The sequence below is a fragment of the Aeribacillus sp. FSL W8-0870 genome, assembly GCF_037963755.1.
Taxonomy (GTDB): domain Bacteria; phylum Bacillota; class Bacilli; order Bacillales; family Aeribacillaceae; genus Aeribacillus; species Aeribacillus composti.
Window position 1 is genome coordinate 3,715,497 of record NZ_CP150165.1, and the last position, 18,040, is coordinate 3,733,536.

Below are 18,040 nucleotides of genomic sequence, written 5' to 3' on the forward strand. Positions count from 1 at the left end.
TGATTTCACAGCGACCTCACTACAGGCACAGGGATTTCGGCAAGAATATCTTCAATGATTTGTTCAGCTGTTTTCCCTTCATAACGCGCTTCAGATGTTAAAATAATGCGATGAGGCAGGACATGCATGGATAAATATTGAACATCATCGGGGATCACATAATCTCGGGCATGAATAAACGCATACGCCTGAGATGCCTTCATAAGCGCAACAGAACCACGGGGACTGACTCCTAAATAGACGGAATCATGGTTCCGCGTCTTATTTACGATGTCTACAATATAATGTTTAATCGTATCATCTACATATACTTGTTTGATTTCTTCCTGAAGTGCCGTTAGTTCGTCTTTGGTGATGACTGACGTTAGTTCATCAAGCGGCTGTCCTTTTTCAGCTCTTGTCAACACTTCTACTTCTTCTGTAACGGAAGGATAGCCCATTTTCAGTTTTAGCAAAAATCGATCCAATTGAGCCTCCGGCAACGGATAAGTTCCTTCATACTCAACCGGATTTTGTGTCGCCATAACGAAAAAAGGTTTTTCAAGCGGCATTGTCACGCCATCAATGGTGACACTCCCTTCCTCCATGCCTTCAAGCAAGGCGGATTGGGTCTTTGGCGAGCTTCGATTTATTTCATCGGCCAAAATAATATTAGCCATAATCGGTCCTGGTCGGTATTCAAATTCAATCGTTTTCGGATTATATATCGATACTCCAGTAACGTCTGAAGGCAGTAAATCAGGTGTAAACTGAATTCTTTTAAAATCAGCCCCAACAGACTTTGCCAATGCCTTCACCATCATCGTTTTTCCAACTCCGGGTACATCTTCGAGAAGCACATGCCCTCCAGCAAGCAATGCCGACAAACTTAAAATGACCAGTTCACTCTTTCCTACAATAACTTTTTCAACATTTTCGACAATTTTTTCTAATTTTGGATGCATCGTCTCCCCTTGCATTTATAGGCCTCCCAATCATCATATCTGCACTTCTAACTCTATTATACAATTGCCTAATAGCAGAAAAAAACGATTCGTTTTCAAACTGTTTAAAATTTATTGTACATTGTTCCGTTTTCTTCTGAGAAAAGAAGCAGGAATATAAATTTTAGAATTTTCACAAATTTTATGTGGAGTATTCCTAGTTTTCCTGCTTCTAAATGAATGGGATGACGTCATGCTAAATAAAGTAAATGCAAGGGAATGATCGTTAAGAACGCTTGTATAGCATTGCCCAAATTTCTTTTAAAACAGGCATTTGTTCTTTCTCTTCTTCACTTACTTGTTCCCAAATGATTCCTTCCGGCTTTGAATAAGGAGTGTTCGTTTTGATCAATTCTTTTTCTGTAGCAATCCAATCAACCGTCAAATCATACGGATCAATAGGAAAATCGTCTTCTACCAGCTGAATGCTATGAACAGTCGTGACGACAGGAACAGAAGGCTGCCCAAGCTCCCGAATAATGGCATATTCGCGATCAGCATATCCTTCGCCTTTTCCAATTCTGCGCCCGTCCCTATGGACTGCAACCGATCCAACCACGATGAAATCAATAGTTGGCAGCTGATCGAGAGAGATCTCCCTTCCGAACGTATTCATATGTTTCAAGCTGGCGGCTTTTCTCTCTTCTCCTTTTGGCACCCATTCAGGCTTCACCATGATAAAACCGGATTTTAATCTTGGAGTTGGCATAAGAAGAGTCTTTCCATCAATTAGCACTTTCGTCCGAATTGGAAGCTGCGGAGCATCAGGGTTCACCTTTACGACGTTTGCCAATTTATATTCAGGCATCGAAGCAACAATTTTTGCAGCTTGTTCAGCTCCTTTGAAATTTGGAATTCTATTTTTCAGCGGAAACGGAAAGCGTCCAAGCTTCTCTTTTTCAAGCTGAGTCCATATTTTTTCCCTGACGGCCTGTTTATCCATCTTCTAAACCTTCTTCCTGCGCCGTGATTTAACCTTTACAAATAAAAAAGCAGTGGTGAAACTTTGTAAAAACAGCCAATTGACAAACGAAAAGATGATGTTTTCATATTCTATCTTGGGGCTCATAGAACAAGAACAGCGGTATACTCCGGGAATCTAAAATATGTGTCGGAAAATCAAAAGAGCTGCCATTCTTACGATTGCCCAATTTGAAAGCTGAAAGGTAGATACCATTTTGATTCAAGATGGGAGATCATTTTATCAATACTGCCAAGTTCACTTCGTTTTTTTTAAGAGCTCGATTTGGTATTGATGAATCAGCTTATCAAGTTCCTGGCTGATTTTTAACACAACCTCAGATGTATATCCATATTTCTCAGCCAATGAAATCATATATGCTCGTTCATTTTCTATTTTAATAGATAGAATATTCATTTTATTCATTTTTCAGTAACCCCATTTTTTACGAGTTTTAGTAGTATTAATAGTACCATACTCTTACGAATAATGTAAAGATTTGTAATTTATTGAAGAAATTTGCGGAAGAAGGGGGTAAATTCCCCCATTTAAAAAGTATTGGGGTTTATTTTCTCCACCGTGTAGAAAAAAACGTTCCTAGCACAATAAACCCATTGTAAAATTTTTAAAATAGCGTTCACTTAAAAAATCGGATAATTATTTTTGTAAATTTCCTGAATGGATTGTATTTTCTGATGAAAATCCTCTGAAGCAGCCTGAGCGTGCAAGAGGGAGTAGAGTTTATTGGACAAATTGTCATGATTATAAAACTTGCGCTTTATTTCATTTTGACTTCAATGAGCCCTAAGAAAAGATAAATATTGACCGCAGCATGAACATCAAAGAAGCCTTGGCTCGACGATAAATCAAACCCGCCAATTTCTTGCATCCTCTTCAGTCGGTAACGAACAGACCCTAATGAAACATGCATTCTTTCGGCTGTTTTATATAGATGTCCGTTATTTTCAACATACCAATAAAGCGTTTCTAATAAATCTGAGCATGCTTGTCATCGTAGTTTTTTATTTTTTGAAGCATTGTATGTGCAAAGGCTTCCATTTCCGGTAAATTTTCAGAGCATATTAACTCCGCAACCGCTAAAAACTCCTTAAATGCTTTGACTTTCGCATTGCTTTTAGAAAACTTCATAATCTTAATTGTTTTTTCTGCTTCTTTTAATCCTTTTTTCAAATCTGATGCTTGCTGACATAAACTGCTGATCCCCAATTTCATTTCAAAAGGTTTAATCTCGGAGAAAATCTGATCAATTAGCCATTGCCCGCATGAAACTTCAGATGAAAATTGACGGATAAAATCTTCAGGAATAACAGCAATCAGCTAATTGACTTTTGTTGTCATTATGCATGCTAAACCTTGCTGCTTGATCAATTTATTTAAGCTTTCAGCTGCTGCAGTTTTATAATGATTAAGCGAATCTTCAAGCTCTTTTCGATTAAACTCTTGGCTGCTGTCCAGATGAAACAAAAACACATATTGCGGTTGATTAAGATTGTATCCCATTAATTTTAATCGGTAAGTAAGCTCCTCTTCTGAAAATTCCCCCCCTAAAAACGGCGTTCAGCAATTCTCTTTTTAATTCGTTGTTCGTTTTCAAACGCAGAAGTTTCATTTATTATTTGCATAACACAAATGGATGCCGCCTTTTTAATGACGATATAGTCCAATTCCGAAAAGCCTTCTGATTCACGAATTAGTGAAACATAACCAAAAATATTGTTTCTTACAAAAACAGGAGATATTAATTTTTCAAATGTATAGCCTTTTGCTGAAGAAACTTTTATCCGATTCGTATTACATTTTTCTTTTATATCTACTGTTTCCACTTTCTCCCTCACATAATCAGCGCTGTTTAAATAAATTTTTCGAAGCGAATCGCTCGCTTCAATCAACTGACGGTGAGAGTTTTCCAGCAGAAGAGCACAATTCATCTCAACCGCTAAAGTGTTCAATATCCCCTTTAGTCCACACCCATTTAATAGCGAATTTGTCAACTTTTCAATAATCATAAGAGCTTTCTTAAACATTTCTTTCTGCCTTTCTATCCTTATAAAAGCTTTGTCTAGCTCTTGTCCTAAATTTTCCTCTTCATAATAAGGCAGCTCTTTTTCGATTTCTTCTCCCCAATCCTAAAACCGGTTTGGCAATCCAATGACAATGCGGATCACCCTTTCCTTCACACTCAACTTCTTTAAAAATTACTTTTCTACCCAACTGATTGCTCACATATCCGCCTGCAAATCCTATTAGTGTAAAACATACTGGATCAGAAGATAATCCAAAGGTGGCAATATGGTGTTCAGCTTCTTGTGAATGCTTCCAATAGCCTTCTGAATAATAATCTTTTGTTACAGGGTCGATATGCAGCTCTTTAACTGAAATGCCTAAATCAGCCGTTATGCCGTGCATATGCGAACCAGCGATAAACAGTTCTTTCAATGTCAGCGTATGATAAGCATCTTTCCTTCTTAAATGATTTGAAAAATTATTGCCGCAATCCCAGCCATACCGTAATAAAAAACCTTTAGCTCTGTCGAGACCTAAAGCTGAAATTAAATGATTTCGCAAAGTATTTAAGATTGCCCAGATTCAGGCAAAAATTTCATCATTTCGTTGGAGTCTAAAACTTCCCCCATTTCCGTCCCCCTCACCACAAACTATTAGCATTTTTTATCAAAATTATCATAATATTTAATAAATTTTCAGGAAATTTTATATAAGATATCAGTAATGAACAGAATTGATTCTGTTAAAAATGTAAGCGTTAACAAAAAGAGGGGGAGAATAATATGAATAAATTTGAAGAACAAATTTATAATTGCATGAAACCCGTTGAAGAATTGCTGGCTAAAACAACCAATCCACTGCATATTGCGATTCTTGAAAACTTCCGCCGACACGTTCATCTGGAAGGCGCCGGCATGTTCAATGAAATTGTTTCTTCCGATATGATGGTCGATCACCCCGTTTATCGTGTTACTTGGGGAAGCGAGCCTGCTGTTATTGAAGGAAAAGAAGGAGTCCTCAACTTCTATCATATTGCATCAAAATCAGTACTTTGGCATTCTGATGACTTGCTAGCTGTGGCTGATTGGGGAATTGCAGATGAACTGACTTTCCACCAATTAATTAAAGGCCAAGGATTGCTTGATTTAGGATTTGAAGTAGATGATCCGGACAAAATTTATCATTACTCAAGCCGTCAAGTATTTTTATGGCCGTATGATGAAACGGGGAGACTTAAGGGAGAGCATCTTTACGAAGATAAAAGTACAGTAAAAATTGTAGAAGTGGATCCTGCTGACATCATCACACCAGAACGAGTTGCCGAAATCCACCGGGAATGCTTGGCAAAATTAGAAGCAGAAAAACCGCCGAAATATTGGACGCTGGAAGTTATAAAACAACAGCTGGAAGGCAAATGATAAAATGAGCTTTCATGAAGACGAACACACGATCATTCATTTTTTAAGTCTAGTACATCATGAATGAATGCCCGATGCGAGGGAGCTAATATAACTCTCTCGCGTTTTATGCATCTAAACATGGCAAGCTGTCAAATTTATGCCCAATGTAATCAAAGCAAAAAAAGCCGTTAAACATTTCGAATCATAAACTAAACGATTGGAATATCAGCAAATCTATCATTTCCTTTAAGCTATTTCCGCCTTTACAGAAAATATAGAAGCTTCATAAATCCTTTCCAATCATTTTCTTCTGCACAGAAATCAAGCAGCAAACAGCCTAAATATGTTGATAATTCGGGAAATGGGCAAAAAAAATATATTGGCACATACACGTTTTTTATAAAAACATACTAACATTCATGACTGATAATACGGACTGATCTGGATACACAGTTCGTTTTGCTATTTTCCATTTTCCATTCACTTTTCGAATAATATCTTCTCTTTCTCCGAACAATTCCTCGGTTTTTGCTTCTGAACTTCGGCTACGCTTAAATAGAAAATAACTTCTAACCTTATAATCATTAGAGCTAAAGCAAGGCTCAACGACCACATTGCTTATAAAATGCCTCTGCCTTGTAGGCGGGTTTTCAACCCAGGCTGATTTCGTATAAAGTCTTTCGACCTTTATCTCTATGTCCTTTTTCGAATCTGCAAAATAAGTCATTTCAGTATTCAAATTGCTTCCCATTTTGTTATCAACAGTTACCCGCAGGGGCATCGTGTATTGAATATCATCATCAAGCAATTCAAGCCATTCCCGATATTTTCGGTGGTCAAGCAAATAGGCCTCATAATATAAAAATTGAGAAATTTCATATTGAATATCACTATTCATGAGATTTCACCTCTGGCTCTTTCGTAATCAGCTCCAGCCAGTATTTATGCATACTTCTTGCAATATGATCTGTATAGCAAGTTGGGTACGCTTTTCCCGGTCCCGGAAAATTCTCATCCGGATCTAAGTAATCTAATCCCATTAAGTAGTTGAGCATATTGTTGTAGCTGAGATTTCGATCTCTTGCCATTAACCCTTGGCTGGCCTCAACAATGCGAGCCCAATTTTCCGTATCATCCTGTTCAAGAGTACCTGCCGCGCCAAACGTTGCAATAAAGCCTTTGTACGATTTTTCCTTATAATCTTCCGGCAGCGCCTTATCAATCATATACCAAATCCAAATTTCAACTTGATCGGGCCCTAACGGCCGCCATACTCTAAATTGAAGATGATTATACTTTGTTCCTTCTGTTCCGCTGCAAGAGCTTAAGAATGATAGATTTGGAAAAACTCCGCCAACAAAATTTTGAACTCTAGAAAAAATGTCCAATTGTTCTTTATTTAAATTTTTCTCAAACATCGACCACATCGATTCAGGCATACCTTGGTATATGTTATTCGATCTTCCAGTAGCAGATGTAATTACATTAATTCCATGTCCGTTTGACAAAACAACTTGATGTCCATATGATGCATACAAAGGATCGCTCGGTGTAAGCTTCAATTCCACGGCGGATCTATGAGTCGTTTGAACATGGTAAGGATCTGCCGCGAAATTTTCACTTGTCATTTTCCAATTTGCTTTTGCCACCCATCGTTGAGGGACTCCCCTCACTTCCATCCCTCCGTCGCTCCGGCCAAGCATTATATCAAAATACCATTTCATTTCGCCTAAATAATCTTCTAAAGACATAGCGTCAGGATCAAGATTTCCAAAAATCATTCCTTGATAGCTTTCAACACGAGGAACTGGGCGCAGTCCCCACTCGCTTTTATCCATCGATTCCCCAAATACTTTATTCCCTGCAACAACCCCGATCAGTTCACCGTTTAAATTATAAGTCCAGCCATGATAAGGGCATGAAAATGCTTTTTTATTTCCATAATCTTCTGTACACAAACGAACACCCCTATGAGAACAAGAGTTCAAAAATGCGTTGATTTCTCCATTTTTATTTTTCACTAAAATAATCGGGTCATCGACCATCATCCTCGTAACAAAGCTTCCTGGTTCTTTTAATTCCGATTCGTGCGCCAGAAACTGCCATGTTCTGCCGAAAATTCTTTCTTTTTCTAGTTCGTATATTTCCGGATCTGTAACTAACCATTGAGGAAATCGGCCGTTTTCTATATTTTTCTCAACTTCCTTCCAATCTATCGTTCTCATATCCGTTCCCTTCCTCCTTTGGTTATTGGAATATTCGGAATACTATGCCGCCAAACTCCCGGCTTTTGGGCAAGTTAGGTTAGTACAGACCTGTTGTTTATACTAAAGCTTTAGTCTTTCTTTTTTGCTTATACCTAAATACGTATCTTTTATTTTTTCATCTTCCAGCAAATCGCTCGCTTTTCCTTGAATGACAATTTCTCCGCGATCCAATACACAAGCGTGATCTGCAATTTGCAAAGCTGCTTTGACGTTTTGTTCAATTAACAAAATGGTCGTTCCAAATGTTTTTTTCATTTGCTTTAAAATATTCATAATGTCTTTGACAATAAGCGGAGCCAATCCTAAAGACGGTTCATCCAGCATCATTAGTTTTGGCTTCGCCATCAGCCCGCGGCCTATGGCAACCATTTGCTGCTCGCCGCCGCTCAACAATCCGCCCGGTCGATCCAACATTGTTTTTAATTTAGGGAAAAAGTCTAGAACTTGCTCGAAATCCTCCATAACACTTTTTTTGTCATTTTTATATCGGTGATAAGATCCTAACAGCAAATTATCCTTAACAGAAAGATCATCAAAAATTTGTCTTCTTTCCGGGACAAGACAAATGCCTTTTTCAACGATCTTTTCTACTTTACCATAAGAAATTTCTTCATTTTCAAATACAATGGTTCCTGATCTCGGTTTATAAATGCCTGCTATTGTTCCAAGAAGGGTGCTTTTCCCGGCGCCATTTGACCCTACCATCGCAAAGATTTCGCCTTGTTTTATTTCAAAGTGAATCCCTTTCAAAACGTGCAAATATCCGTGGTACGTATGAAGGTTGTCTACTACTAACATTAGATTGCTTCCTCCTCTCCCAAATAGGCTGCAATAACTTTAGGATTGCTTGAAATTTCTTCAGGCGTTCCTTCCGCAATTTTTTTCCCATAGTCAAGAACTACAATTTTATCTGCAATCGACATCACCGTTTCCATATCATGTTCAACAAATAAAAATGTCATCCCTTGTTTTCTCATATTTTTCAGTACATTCACTAGATTGCGGGATTCCTGCGGATTCAGCCCGGCCATCGGTTCATCCAGTAAAATAAATGAAGGCTCTGCAGCTACTGCCCTGGCAATCTCTAATAATCTTTGATTTCCATAAGGCAATGTTTCAGCTCGTTCAAAAGCTAAATCAGCAATACCGACCTGTTCAAGGCATTGCAATGCTTTTTGCATTACCTCTTTTTCTTCTTTATAAACGTTCGGCAATCGCAGGCCTGAGCTTAAAATTCCAGTTTTTAATCTTATATGGCTTCCTGTCATCACATTTTCGATGACGGTCATATTATTAAATACTTGCAAATTTTGAAATGTTCTTGTCATCCCTAGACTTGCAATTTGATAAGGTCTTTTCCCGATGATGGAAACGCCTTTAAAGGTTATTTTTCCACTTGTTGCAGGGATGACACCTGTCACTAAATTAAAAAGGGTTGTTTTGCCGGCGCCATTTGGACCTATTACAGCAACAATTTCCCCTTTTTTCACTTCAAACGAAACATTTTCAACGGCATTTACACCGCCGAATGATTTTGAAAGATTTTCGACTTTTAATAATGTTTCCTCAGTCATGAATATCACTTCCCGTTGACTTCTTTGAAAATGCTGAAACTGGTTTATTTTTAAAGTTTGAAGTGATTCTTTTGATAAAATGAAAGATCGCTTTTGAAATTCCATTTGGCATGTATATTAAAATAACTACAAGCAGCACGCCGAAAAATACAATTTCGAATTCCCCGCTAGCATTGGGAATAATTTTCGGTACAATATCTTTCAACAATTCTCCTAAAAATACATATATCGCTGCTCCGATCAATCCGCCCCAAATATTCCCTATCCCACCGATGACAACCATTATTAAAAAGTAGATAGATGTCATCATTTCAAACAATTGAGGATTTATAAAGGTGACATAGTGTGCGTATAAGCTTCCAGCAATTGAAGCATAAACGGCGCTTAATACAAAAATTTGCAATTTATATTTATTAATATTTATACCAATTGCTTCCGAAGCAATTTCGCTGCCATGGATAGACATTAAAGCTCTTCCGACTCTTGATTGAACAATATTGCGCGCAAAGAAAATTCCTAAAAAGACAAAGATCCAAATTAAGAAGTAAAATTGAAAATCTGTTGAAAATGAAATGCCGAATAAGCTTAAAGGAGGTATGCCAAAAAACCCGTTTAATCCTCCAGTTATTGTTTTCCACTCTTTAAAAAATGTAAATATGATCACTCCAAATCCAAGAGTGGCTAAGGCTAAATAATGCCCTTTTAGTTTAAATACTGGAATACCAATGATTAAAGAAACGAGTGATGCAATAATCGCCCCAACTAAAATTCCTATCCAGGAAGGCATCTGCAATGTAGCCGTAAAATATGCAGAGGTATAGGCACCAATACCGTAAAAAGCTGCATGCCCGAGGGAAATTTGCCCTGCATATCCGATTAATAGCGTCAGTCCAGTCGTAACCAATGAGTAAAAACCGATCATAATGAAAGTACTTAAAATATAATTATTTGATTGAAAAATAAAAGGAAGAAGCATAATAACGACAAAAAAGATAAGAGGACCTTTCAAACTCCTGTTGTATATTTTCGTTAAATTGTTATCCATTTTTTCCTCTCCTCTAAACACGTTTTCCTGATACTTTCGAGAACAATCCATTTGGCATGAAGAATAATACGATTAAAAGAAGAGTGAAGCTAATGGCATCTTTATATCCTGAAGATAAATATCCTTCCGTAAAAGATTCTAATATTCCGATTAAAAATGCTCCGGCAATAGCAGCAGGTGCATTTGACAACCCTCCAATTACTGCAGCAATAAATGCTTTTAAGCCAATCATGATTCCCATATCATACGAAGCACCCGAAATGGGGGCAATCACTATTCCTGCGAGCGCTCCAAGACCAGCACTAATGGATACTGCCCAAAACGACATTTTTTGGGGGCTGATTCCCATTAGCCTTGCTGCAAAACGATTGACAACACAAGCTGTTACCGCTTTTCCTAAGTAGGTTTTATTAAAAAAGTAGTAAAGGACAGCTAAACTTAATAAGGAAATGCCGATAGCCCATAAGCTTTGCGGCTGAATGGTAGCATCCAAAAAATTGATATTCTGATTTCCAGAGAAAGGACGCAGCGCCAAAGGCTGAGTTCCCCAAATTAAAATGCTAATTCCCCGAAATACAAAAGCTGCACCTATCGTAATAATAAGAAGTGTTGCGGTTGATGAATTTCTTGCAGGATAAATTGCCAACCTTTCGAACAAACCACCGATAATCGTGACTATGACAACACTTACTGCTATTGCAATAATTAATGGAAAGCCCATATTGACAAACGAAATACAAGTAAGTGCACCCAGCATGGCAAAATCGCCTTGTGCTAAATTTAAAAGGCCGGTTATGTTGTAAATAATGACAAATCCAATAGCAATCAGTGCATAGATGCTTCCAATGGTCAGTCCAGAAAAAATTAACTGAATAAATTGGCTGGTCAGTTCCATTCCCACACTTCCCTTCTATTTTTGGTCTTTAGGGATCTTCCCCGTACTTTTAATCGTTGAAGATCCCTTTACAGCATTATTCTGCAATGACAAATTTGCCGTCTTTGATTTGAACCATAACTAAGCTGCTTTCATCAAGGCCAGTATGATTATCTTTCGAAAAATTGAATATTCCGGAAATTCCAACAAAATTTTTCGTATTTTCGAGCTGTTCTCTAATTTTTTCTTTGTCAGTTCCGGCTTTTTCAATTGCATTCACTAATAAATAGAATGCGTCCCAAGTATGGCCTCCAAACGTATTTGCGTCGTAGTTGAATTTTGCTTTAAAATCCTCTTTATACTTAATAAGTGTTTCTTTTTGCGGATCATTATCCGGCAATTGTTCAGCGACAATTAAACGCCCTGCAGGAAAAATAACTCCTTCCGCTGCTTCTCCGGTTAACTCAATAAACTCTTTAGTACCAATTCCCTGACTTTCAATAATGGGAAGTTTCATTCCTAATTGATGGAGATTTTTCGTAATAACTGAAGACTCCTGAGCAGTTCCCCAAACGATAATTGCCTGTGGATTTGATTTCTTTACGCGAGTCAGCATCGCTTTCGCATCATCAACAGTTGCTTCAAATTCCTCTTCAATAACAGCTTCAATGCCGTATTCACCTTTCAGGCGATTAAATTCTTCATGAGCACTTGTGCCGTATTGGTTGGCAACATTCAGCCAGGCAATTTTCGTTAAATTTTTTTCTTTCAAATAGGCTAAAATTTTAGGAATTACTACATCATCACTTTGTGTCGTTTTGAAGATCCAGTCCCGTGAAGAATTATCATCAGGTTTTACAATTTGTTTACTTGTAGCTGATGCAATGAATGGAGTTTTTGACTTTTCCGCAAGCGGCACCATTGCTAAAGCATTTCCGCTTAGCGTACCCCCAACAACAGCCAATACTTTATCCTGCTCAATTAATTTTTTCATAGACAGCACGGCTTCATTTTGATCGGACTTATCATCATAGGCAATCAGCTCTATTTTCTTTCCATCTATTCCATCGTTTTCATTTACTTGCTCCACCAGCATTTTTACCGTTTCCATCTGTGATTTTCCTAAAGGAGCACCGCCGCCCGAAGCTGAATAAATAGCACCAATTTTAATGACATCGGAACCACCGGAATCATTATTTTTTCCACCGGCGCTTTCAGAATTTCCGCATGCTGCCAGCATAGAGAGAAATAACATCAAAATGATCAACGAAACAAATTTTTTCAACGTAACCCCCTCCTTTATTTTTGGCAAAATTCCTTAAAAGCTTTATCTTTCTTAGTGACAACGCTTTCATATTAGTGAAATCAGAGGACCACCCCTTTCCTTTGACCAACAAATCATCAATAATATTATATATGATTTAAGATATGGTTTCAAATATTTAAAAAATTCTATCTTTTCTTCCTCCTAGCATTTTCTACTCATTCAAAATCCACTTGTAGAGAAAGAAGCTTCATCTATTGATTTTCTTCACAACAAGGGTTTAGAATTTGATCTTGTTATCTATTAATATATATAAAATAATATATGATATTAGCCAAAAAAATTTCCTTGAACAAATCCAACTGAGTTTGATCAGTTGAATTTGTTCGAAATTGTTTTATTATGAAAATTTTTGCCGATTTCTGAATGCTTCTGCTGTATTTAATTTGTGTTGGCGGACAAATTCCTCAATTTGGTTGGGCGGAGCCTTTTCTCGAAGCAATCGAATAATTTCTTCGTGCTCTTTAATGGACTCTTTAGAGCGCTTCGGAACGAGTGTGAAACCATAAGTCCGTATCCGCTTCATCCTCTGCCAAATTTGCTTAATCTGCTCCTCTAAAAAGTTATTGCCGCAGTTTTCATATATTAAGGTGTGGAACTGATAATTTAATTCACTGAATTGCTCTAATTCAAAATCTTGCAGCGACTGTTTCATCTTTTCGTTTAATTCTTCTAATTTTTTGATCGTCTCCTCCTTTATAATATTAGAACTTAAAACAGTCGCGTAGCCTTCTAGCACCGCCAAAACCGAAATGGTTTGCAAATACTCTTTTTCGTTGATATTGCTTACAACTGCTCCGCTATACGGCTTATATTGAATTAAGCCTTCTGCTTCCAATTGGCGGATCGCTTCTCTGACAGGGATGCTGCTTAAATTCAGCTCTTTTGCAATTTGATCGATTACTATTCGATATCCAGGCCCGTAAGCACCATTTTCAATTCGTGAAAGAATATAATCATATGCAATTTGTGTTTTATTTTTTACCTTCTGTTCCATACTTATATCATATATTAAAGAATATATACTAACAAGCAAAACGAGTTAGCTTTCTATTATTGCTGAGCCGAAATCGTTTCGGCTTTTTTTGATTTACCAAACTGAGGAATGTGATGATCTCCAATCGCCACATGAATTACTTGAATCTCTGTATAAAAATCAAAACTATAATGTCCGCCCTCTCGGCCAATACCGCTATATTTCGTTCCGCCAAACGGGATTCTTAAATCCCTGACGTTTTGTGAGTTTACCCAAGCCATTCCGCTTTCAATCGATTGGACAATTCGGTGTCCGCGCTTCAAGTTGTTTGTCCATACATAAGCAGCCAGCCCATATTTTACATCATTAGCCATTTTTATGACTTCTTCTTCAGTCTCAAATGGTATGACTGCCATGACAGGTCCGAATATTTCCTCTTGAGCAACTTTCATACCGTTATGGCAATTCAGAAGAAGTGTCGGTGGAACAAAGTTGCCGTTTTTCAATGATTGCGGAACGTTCCCTGAAAACACTTCTGCCCCTTCTTTTTTAGCTATTTCAATGTAATTTAAAACGGTTTCCCAATGTTTTTTGTGAATTAGCGGCCCTAGTTCTGTTGAAGAATCCAATGGATCCCCTACCGAAATATTTTGCACACGCTCTTTCAGCCGTTCAACAAAGGAATCATAAATCGATTTTTCCAAAAACAACCGCGAATTGGCTGTACAGCGCTCCCCGTTAAGAGAAAATACTCCCCAAACGACAGCATCCAAGGCTTTTTCCAAATCAGCATCGGCAAAGATAATTGCAGGAGATTTTCCTCCTAGCTCCATAGAGGTTTTTTTCAACGTATCTGCGCTATTTTTTATTATTTCGGCACCTGTTGTCGTCTCGCCCGTAAAGGAAATAAGCCGGACATCAGAATGTCTCACGAGGGACGCGCCAGCTGTTTCCCCAAAGCCGTGAACGATATTAAAAACTCCCTCTGGCAGTCCCGCTTCATGAATAATTTCAGCCAGCTTGTTAGCAGTCAGCGGCGACCATTCAGCAGGTTTTAGGACAACCGTATTGCCTGTTGCCAACGCCGGAGCCACTTTCCATGTTTCCAGCATGAACGGAGTGTTCCATGGCGTAATTAAACCTGCCACCCCAATTGGCTTGTAAATAGTATAATTAATAAAATCTCCGTCTACTTTATACGCTTCTCCTACCATGCGGCTTTTTACCATTTGTGCATAAAATCGAAAGTTTTCAGCTGCACGGGATGCTTGCTTTTTCGTTTGACTGATTGGCAATCCTGTATCTAGAGATTCCAAATAAGCAATTTCTTCCGCATTTTCTTCAATTAATGCAGCAATTCGTAAAATATACTTCATTCTTTCATCTACCGACATTGTTCCCCAAGGGCCGTCAGCAAAAGCTTTTTTGGCAGCTTTTACTGCTAAGTCAATATCTTCTGCAAATCCTTCCGCTACCTCATTGATTACTTCATTATTAAAGGGATTAATATTCTCAAAGCTTTTCCCTGCAACTCCCTCTACAAACTTGCCATTGATATAATGAAGAACTTTCCCAACTTTATATGTGGTCATTTCGATTCCTCCAAGTATGCAATTAATTTTTGTAGCGCTGATGAATGTTATTATATTTGTACGTTCCAAATTCACTAAATTCATATAGTTCTAAAGACAATGCAAGATATCTCCTTTTGAAAAGGATCGAAAAATGATCTTTCATCACTGCAAAGATCTCATCACAAACTGCTTTTTTATCCTCTTCAGTACGCCCAGCGCCAATCTTTAGCGTACCGTGGACAAAGGCATCATCCTCAGAGCCGTCAGCAACACAATAATCTTTCAATTCAATGGCTCTAGATCTCACGCCTCCAATTGGAAATATATCGCTTTTGGAAATTAGCACATCATTAACTTTTTTCAGCAGCTCTGGAATTTTTGCCTCTTTTTTGATATTGTCGGTATATTCTAAAATAAAATGCGGCATAACGTCAGCTCTCCTTTAAAGTGTTGGTGACGGAGAAAAGATTCTGAATGACAGCTTCATATAATTCGATTAATTAAACGTCCAATCCCTTCTATTTCTGTAATCACTTCATCGCCAACATTAACATTGACCGCTCCTTTAGGTGTTCCTGTGAGAATTATGTCCCCGTAATTTAAGGTCATAAAGCTAGTTAAATACTCGATTAACATAGGGATTGTAAAAATCATATCTTTTGTATTTCCTTCCTGCACTAACGCTCCATTAACGTAAGTACGAAGGACCAAGTTCATCGGATCTGGTATATCTTCTTTATCGACAAGCCAAGGGCCTATCGGGGTGAATGCATCGCGATTTTTCACGCGCAAATTCGGCCGGTAATAGTTCTCTAAATAATCCCTGACAGCGTAGTCATTTGCAACCGTATATCCTAAGACGTATTCATACGCTTCACTAGCCTTGACATTACGCGCCATTTTTCCGATTACCACTGCCAGTTCACATTCATAGTGCATAAAATCTACATCAGGAGGACGTTTCGTTTCAGATCGATGCCCAACAATCGTATTCGGTCCCTTTAGAAACACAAGCGGTTCAGTTGGTGCATGAAATGACAGCTCTTTAGCATGATCTGCATAATTCAAACCTAATGCAAAAACAGTCCGCGGGCTTACAGGCGGAAGCCAGACTACGTCCTTTTCTGTCACTTTACGATGATCATTCAGTTGAAGGAAGCCGTTATCTTCAATTGCTTCATAAATGGTGCCGTTCATAGCAACTCTAGCTCGTTTCATCGCACAGCCCCCTTCACATAATCCGCTTCATGAACAATTGTATTTTCTAGACTGCCTACACCTTCAATTTCTATGCGAACATGGTCTCCTGCCTTTACTAAAGGCGCTTGCTCAGGAACACCTGTCAGCAGCACATCTCCTGGATAAAGCGTCATAAATTCTGTTATATCAGCCAGCAGCCGAGCAACTGGCCGGATGAAATTTTTCGTGTTATTTTTTTGCGCAAGCTTTCCATTGATAAAAACGCGAATGTCCAATGAATCAGGATCATCTATCGATTCCTTTTTGATGATCCACGGACCAACCGGATTAAATCCATCTCTTGCCCGCTCCCTTATCGCCGGACGATAAATGTTTTCGTGTGGAATTGCTACATCATTCACAACTGTATATCCAGCAACATATTGAAAGGCTTCTTCTTCCTTTACTTTAGTGGCAGTACGCCCAATGACCACGCCGAGTGCTGCCCCTACTTCTAATTCGTCTGCATCCTCAGGCAATGGTATGGGGCTCCTGTAGCCACTTAATGTGTTAATCGGTTTTATATATAAAATTGGCGCTTTCGGTGGTTCGTTATATGGTGAATGTGCCATTTGCTCACGATATCGATGAAAGGCGCCTTGATAATTCAAAAGGACACCGTAAATCGTACCTGAAACCGGAGGCTCCCAAGAAAGCTGATTGACGTGATATTGAGTTCCATTTAAAAAAATTGAATTGTTTTCTGGATCCACTTCGGCTTCCGTTATATTTGGCATTCCAAAAATTTTCACTACTGCATTGCCCATCCAATTCACTCCTTAGCAGGCGCAATACATCAGCCCTTTTTAGCTTGCCTTAATTTTTTACTTTCTCTAAAAGACCATATTTTTGCAGCGTTTGCCGAATTCTTTCTTGAAGCTCCTCCGCAGGCAAATCAAGAGGCAATCTTAATTTCGGCGTGATTTTTCCCATCATTCCAAGCGCCGCCTTTACAGGTCCCGGATTTGTCTCGGCAAATAAAATATCGTTTAATTCCATTAACTCGAAATGGAGGTCCTGAGCTCTCTTTATATCGCCTTCAAACCAAGCATCATGCAATTCCGCAACTTTTGCCGGTTCCACATTAGCCGTTGCACTAATAGAACCTGCTCCCCCGATTGCTAGCATTGGATAGCATAAAAGCTCGATTCCCGAAAATAGTAAAAAATCTCTTCCGCAATGAAGCAGCACCCGATTCACATGCTCAAAATCTTTATTGGATTCTTTTGCACCGATAATGTTCGGGCAATCCTCCACTAAACGAGCCATTGTTTTGACCTCTAAATTTACAGCTGTTCTCCCTGGGATGTTGTAGATAATGATCGGAATATCTACAGAATCAGCTACTGCTTTAAAATGCTTATACAACGCATGCTGGGACGGCCTATTATAATACGGAACAATGACCATCGCAGCATCTGCGCCAATTTCTTGTGCAAATTTCGTTAGTTCAAGTGTTTCATCATGATTAGTCGATCCTGTTGCCGGAACAAACGGGACTCGGCCATTCACTGTTTTTTTCGCCAGCTCCATTACCTGCTTGCGTTCCTCCGTTGTTAATGAACTGGGTTCGCCAGAAGTTCCTGTCACTGAAATCCCATGGCTGCCGCTTTCAATTTGCCAGTTGATTAAATTTTTCATCGTTTCAAAATCAATATTGCCTTCCGCATCAAATGGAGTAACAACAGGAGCAATCGATCCTCTTAATCTTTGCTTTATTTCGTTATAAGACATATATAAGCAACCTCCTGAACAAAATGATTATTATCTGAATATTTCAAATCTCATTAATTTATTT

The 18,040-nt window shown here is 38.4% G+C and carries 21 protein-coding genes; 1 reads left to right on the forward strand and 20 read right to left on the reverse strand.

Translation table 11 applies throughout. The features are described from left to right. Positions 1 to 5: 5 nt before the first annotated feature. The 7 genes from NSU02_RS17905 to NSU02_RS17935 form a co-directional block, all read right to left on the reverse strand. Complete coding sequence (locus NSU02_RS17905) at positions 6 to 959, reverse strand: MoxR family ATPase (protein WP_094244358.1); 954 nt, start codon at positions 957 to 959, stop codon at positions 6 to 8. Positions 960 to 1,209: 250 nt separating this feature from the next. Next, positions 1,210 to 1,926, reverse strand: a complete 717-nt coding sequence (locus tag NSU02_RS17910; protein WP_339193462.1) for a 5-formyltetrahydrofolate cyclo-ligase — start codon at positions 1,924 to 1,926, stop codon at positions 1,210 to 1,212. A gap of 276 nt (positions 1,927 to 2,202) precedes the next feature. Further along, a complete protein-coding gene (locus NSU02_RS17915) occupies positions 2,203 to 2,370 on the reverse strand; it encodes an aspartyl-phosphate phosphatase Spo0E family protein (protein WP_082829641.1) in 168 nt (55 codons plus the stop codon). A 561-nt stretch (positions 2,371 to 2,931) separates the two neighbouring features. Further along, the gene (locus NSU02_RS17920; RefSeq protein WP_144597440.1) at positions 2,932 to 3,135 is read right to left on the reverse strand and encodes a hypothetical protein; all 204 of its coding nucleotides are present in this window, start codon (positions 3,133 to 3,135) and stop codon (positions 2,932 to 2,934) included. Between the two features lie 147 nt (positions 3,136 to 3,282). Next, on the reverse strand, positions 3,283 to 3,465 hold the full coding sequence (locus NSU02_RS17925; RefSeq protein ID WP_144597438.1) for a hypothetical protein: 183 nt from the start codon (positions 3,463 to 3,465) through the stop codon (positions 3,283 to 3,285). Between the two features lie 44 nt (positions 3,466 to 3,509). After that, complete coding sequence (locus NSU02_RS17930) at positions 3,510 to 3,989, reverse strand: hypothetical protein (RefSeq protein ID WP_144597436.1); 480 nt, start codon at positions 3,987 to 3,989, stop codon at positions 3,510 to 3,512. Positions 3,990 to 4,050: 61 nt separating this feature from the next. Next, positions 4,051 to 4,530 (reverse strand): V4R domain-containing protein, encoded by a 480-nt coding sequence (locus NSU02_RS17935; RefSeq protein WP_144597435.1) that lies wholly within the window; start codon positions 4,528 to 4,530, stop codon positions 4,051 to 4,053. 221 nt (positions 4,531 to 4,751) lie between these two features. Here NSU02_RS17935 and NSU02_RS17940 point away from each other — a divergent pair, with 221 nt between their 5' ends. Beyond that, positions 4,752 to 5,387, forward strand: coding sequence for a hypothetical protein (locus NSU02_RS17940; RefSeq protein ID WP_094244352.1), 636 nt, complete (start codon positions 4,752 to 4,754; stop codon positions 5,385 to 5,387). A 379-nt stretch (positions 5,388 to 5,766) separates the two neighbouring features. Here NSU02_RS17940 and NSU02_RS17945 read toward each other — a convergent pair whose 3' ends face one another. The 13 genes from NSU02_RS17945 to hpaI form a co-directional block, all read right to left on the reverse strand. Continuing rightward, positions 5,767 to 6,267 carry a 3-phenylpropionate/cinnamic acid dioxygenase subunit beta gene (locus NSU02_RS17945; protein WP_144597431.1) on the reverse strand — a complete coding sequence of 167 codons (501 nt, stop codon included), beginning with the start codon at positions 6,265 to 6,267 and terminating at the stop codon, positions 5,767 to 5,769. Further along, on the reverse strand, positions 6,260 to 7,594 hold the full coding sequence (locus NSU02_RS17950) for an aromatic ring-hydroxylating dioxygenase subunit alpha (RefSeq protein ID WP_144597429.1): 1,335 nt from the start codon (positions 7,592 to 7,594) through the stop codon (positions 6,260 to 6,262). Before NSU02_RS17950 ends, NSU02_RS17945 begins: the two co-directional genes overlap by 8 nt. A 102-nt stretch (positions 7,595 to 7,696) precedes the next feature. Beyond that, positions 7,697 to 8,434 carry an ABC transporter ATP-binding protein gene (locus NSU02_RS17955; protein WP_066252126.1) on the reverse strand — a complete coding sequence of 246 codons (738 nt, stop codon included), beginning with the start codon at positions 8,432 to 8,434 and terminating at the stop codon, positions 7,697 to 7,699. Then, positions 8,434 to 9,210, reverse strand: a complete 777-nt coding sequence (locus tag NSU02_RS17960) for an ABC transporter ATP-binding protein (RefSeq protein ID WP_144597427.1) — start codon at positions 9,208 to 9,210, stop codon at positions 8,434 to 8,436. The genes NSU02_RS17955 and NSU02_RS17960 overlap by 1 nt, the downstream gene beginning before the upstream one ends. Further along, a complete protein-coding gene (locus NSU02_RS17965; protein ID WP_144597425.1) occupies positions 9,203 to 10,255 on the reverse strand; it encodes a branched-chain amino acid ABC transporter permease in 1,053 nt (350 codons plus the stop codon). The genes NSU02_RS17960 and NSU02_RS17965 overlap by 8 nt, the downstream gene beginning before the upstream one ends. Positions 10,256 to 10,268: 13 nt before the next feature. Continuing rightward, positions 10,269 to 11,150 (reverse strand): branched-chain amino acid ABC transporter permease, encoded by an 882-nt coding sequence (locus tag NSU02_RS17970; protein ID WP_063388844.1) that lies wholly within the window; start codon positions 11,148 to 11,150, stop codon positions 10,269 to 10,271. 76 nt (positions 11,151 to 11,226) lie between these two features. Then, positions 11,227 to 12,414, reverse strand: coding sequence for an ABC transporter substrate-binding protein (locus NSU02_RS17975; protein ID WP_066252139.1), 1,188 nt, complete (start codon positions 12,412 to 12,414; stop codon positions 11,227 to 11,229). 379 nt (positions 12,415 to 12,793) lie between these two features. Further along, positions 12,794 to 13,450: a GntR family transcriptional regulator gene (locus NSU02_RS17980; RefSeq protein WP_063388846.1), complete on the reverse strand. Its 657-nt coding sequence runs from the start codon at positions 13,448 to 13,450 to the stop codon at positions 12,794 to 12,796. Positions 13,451 to 13,506: 56 nt separating this feature from the next. Beyond that, positions 13,507 to 15,021 carry a 5-carboxymethyl-2-hydroxymuconate semialdehyde dehydrogenase gene (gene hpaE, locus NSU02_RS17985; protein WP_339193466.1) on the reverse strand — a complete coding sequence of 505 codons (1,515 nt, stop codon included), beginning with the start codon at positions 15,019 to 15,021 and terminating at the stop codon, positions 13,507 to 13,509. 22 nt (positions 15,022 to 15,043) lie between these two features. Then, positions 15,044 to 15,430, reverse strand: a complete 387-nt coding sequence (locus tag NSU02_RS17990) for a 5-carboxymethyl-2-hydroxymuconate Delta-isomerase (protein ID WP_063388848.1) — start codon at positions 15,428 to 15,430, stop codon at positions 15,044 to 15,046. Between the two features lie 56 nt (positions 15,431 to 15,486). Then, positions 15,487 to 16,221: a fumarylacetoacetate hydrolase family protein gene (locus tag NSU02_RS17995; RefSeq protein WP_066252144.1), complete on the reverse strand. Its 735-nt coding sequence runs from the start codon at positions 16,219 to 16,221 to the stop codon at positions 15,487 to 15,489. Then, on the reverse strand, positions 16,218 to 17,009 hold the full coding sequence (locus NSU02_RS18000) for a fumarylacetoacetate hydrolase family protein (protein WP_339193468.1): 792 nt from the start codon (positions 17,007 to 17,009) through the stop codon (positions 16,218 to 16,220). Before NSU02_RS18000 ends, NSU02_RS17995 begins: the two co-directional genes overlap by 4 nt. 49 nt (positions 17,010 to 17,058) lie before the next feature. After that, entirely contained in the window at positions 17,059 to 17,976 is a 918-nt protein-coding gene (hpaI, locus tag NSU02_RS18005) for a 2,4-dihydroxyhept-2-ene-1,7-dioic acid aldolase (RefSeq protein WP_130156668.1), read from the reverse strand. Between the last annotated feature and the right edge of the window lie 64 nt (positions 17,977 to 18,040).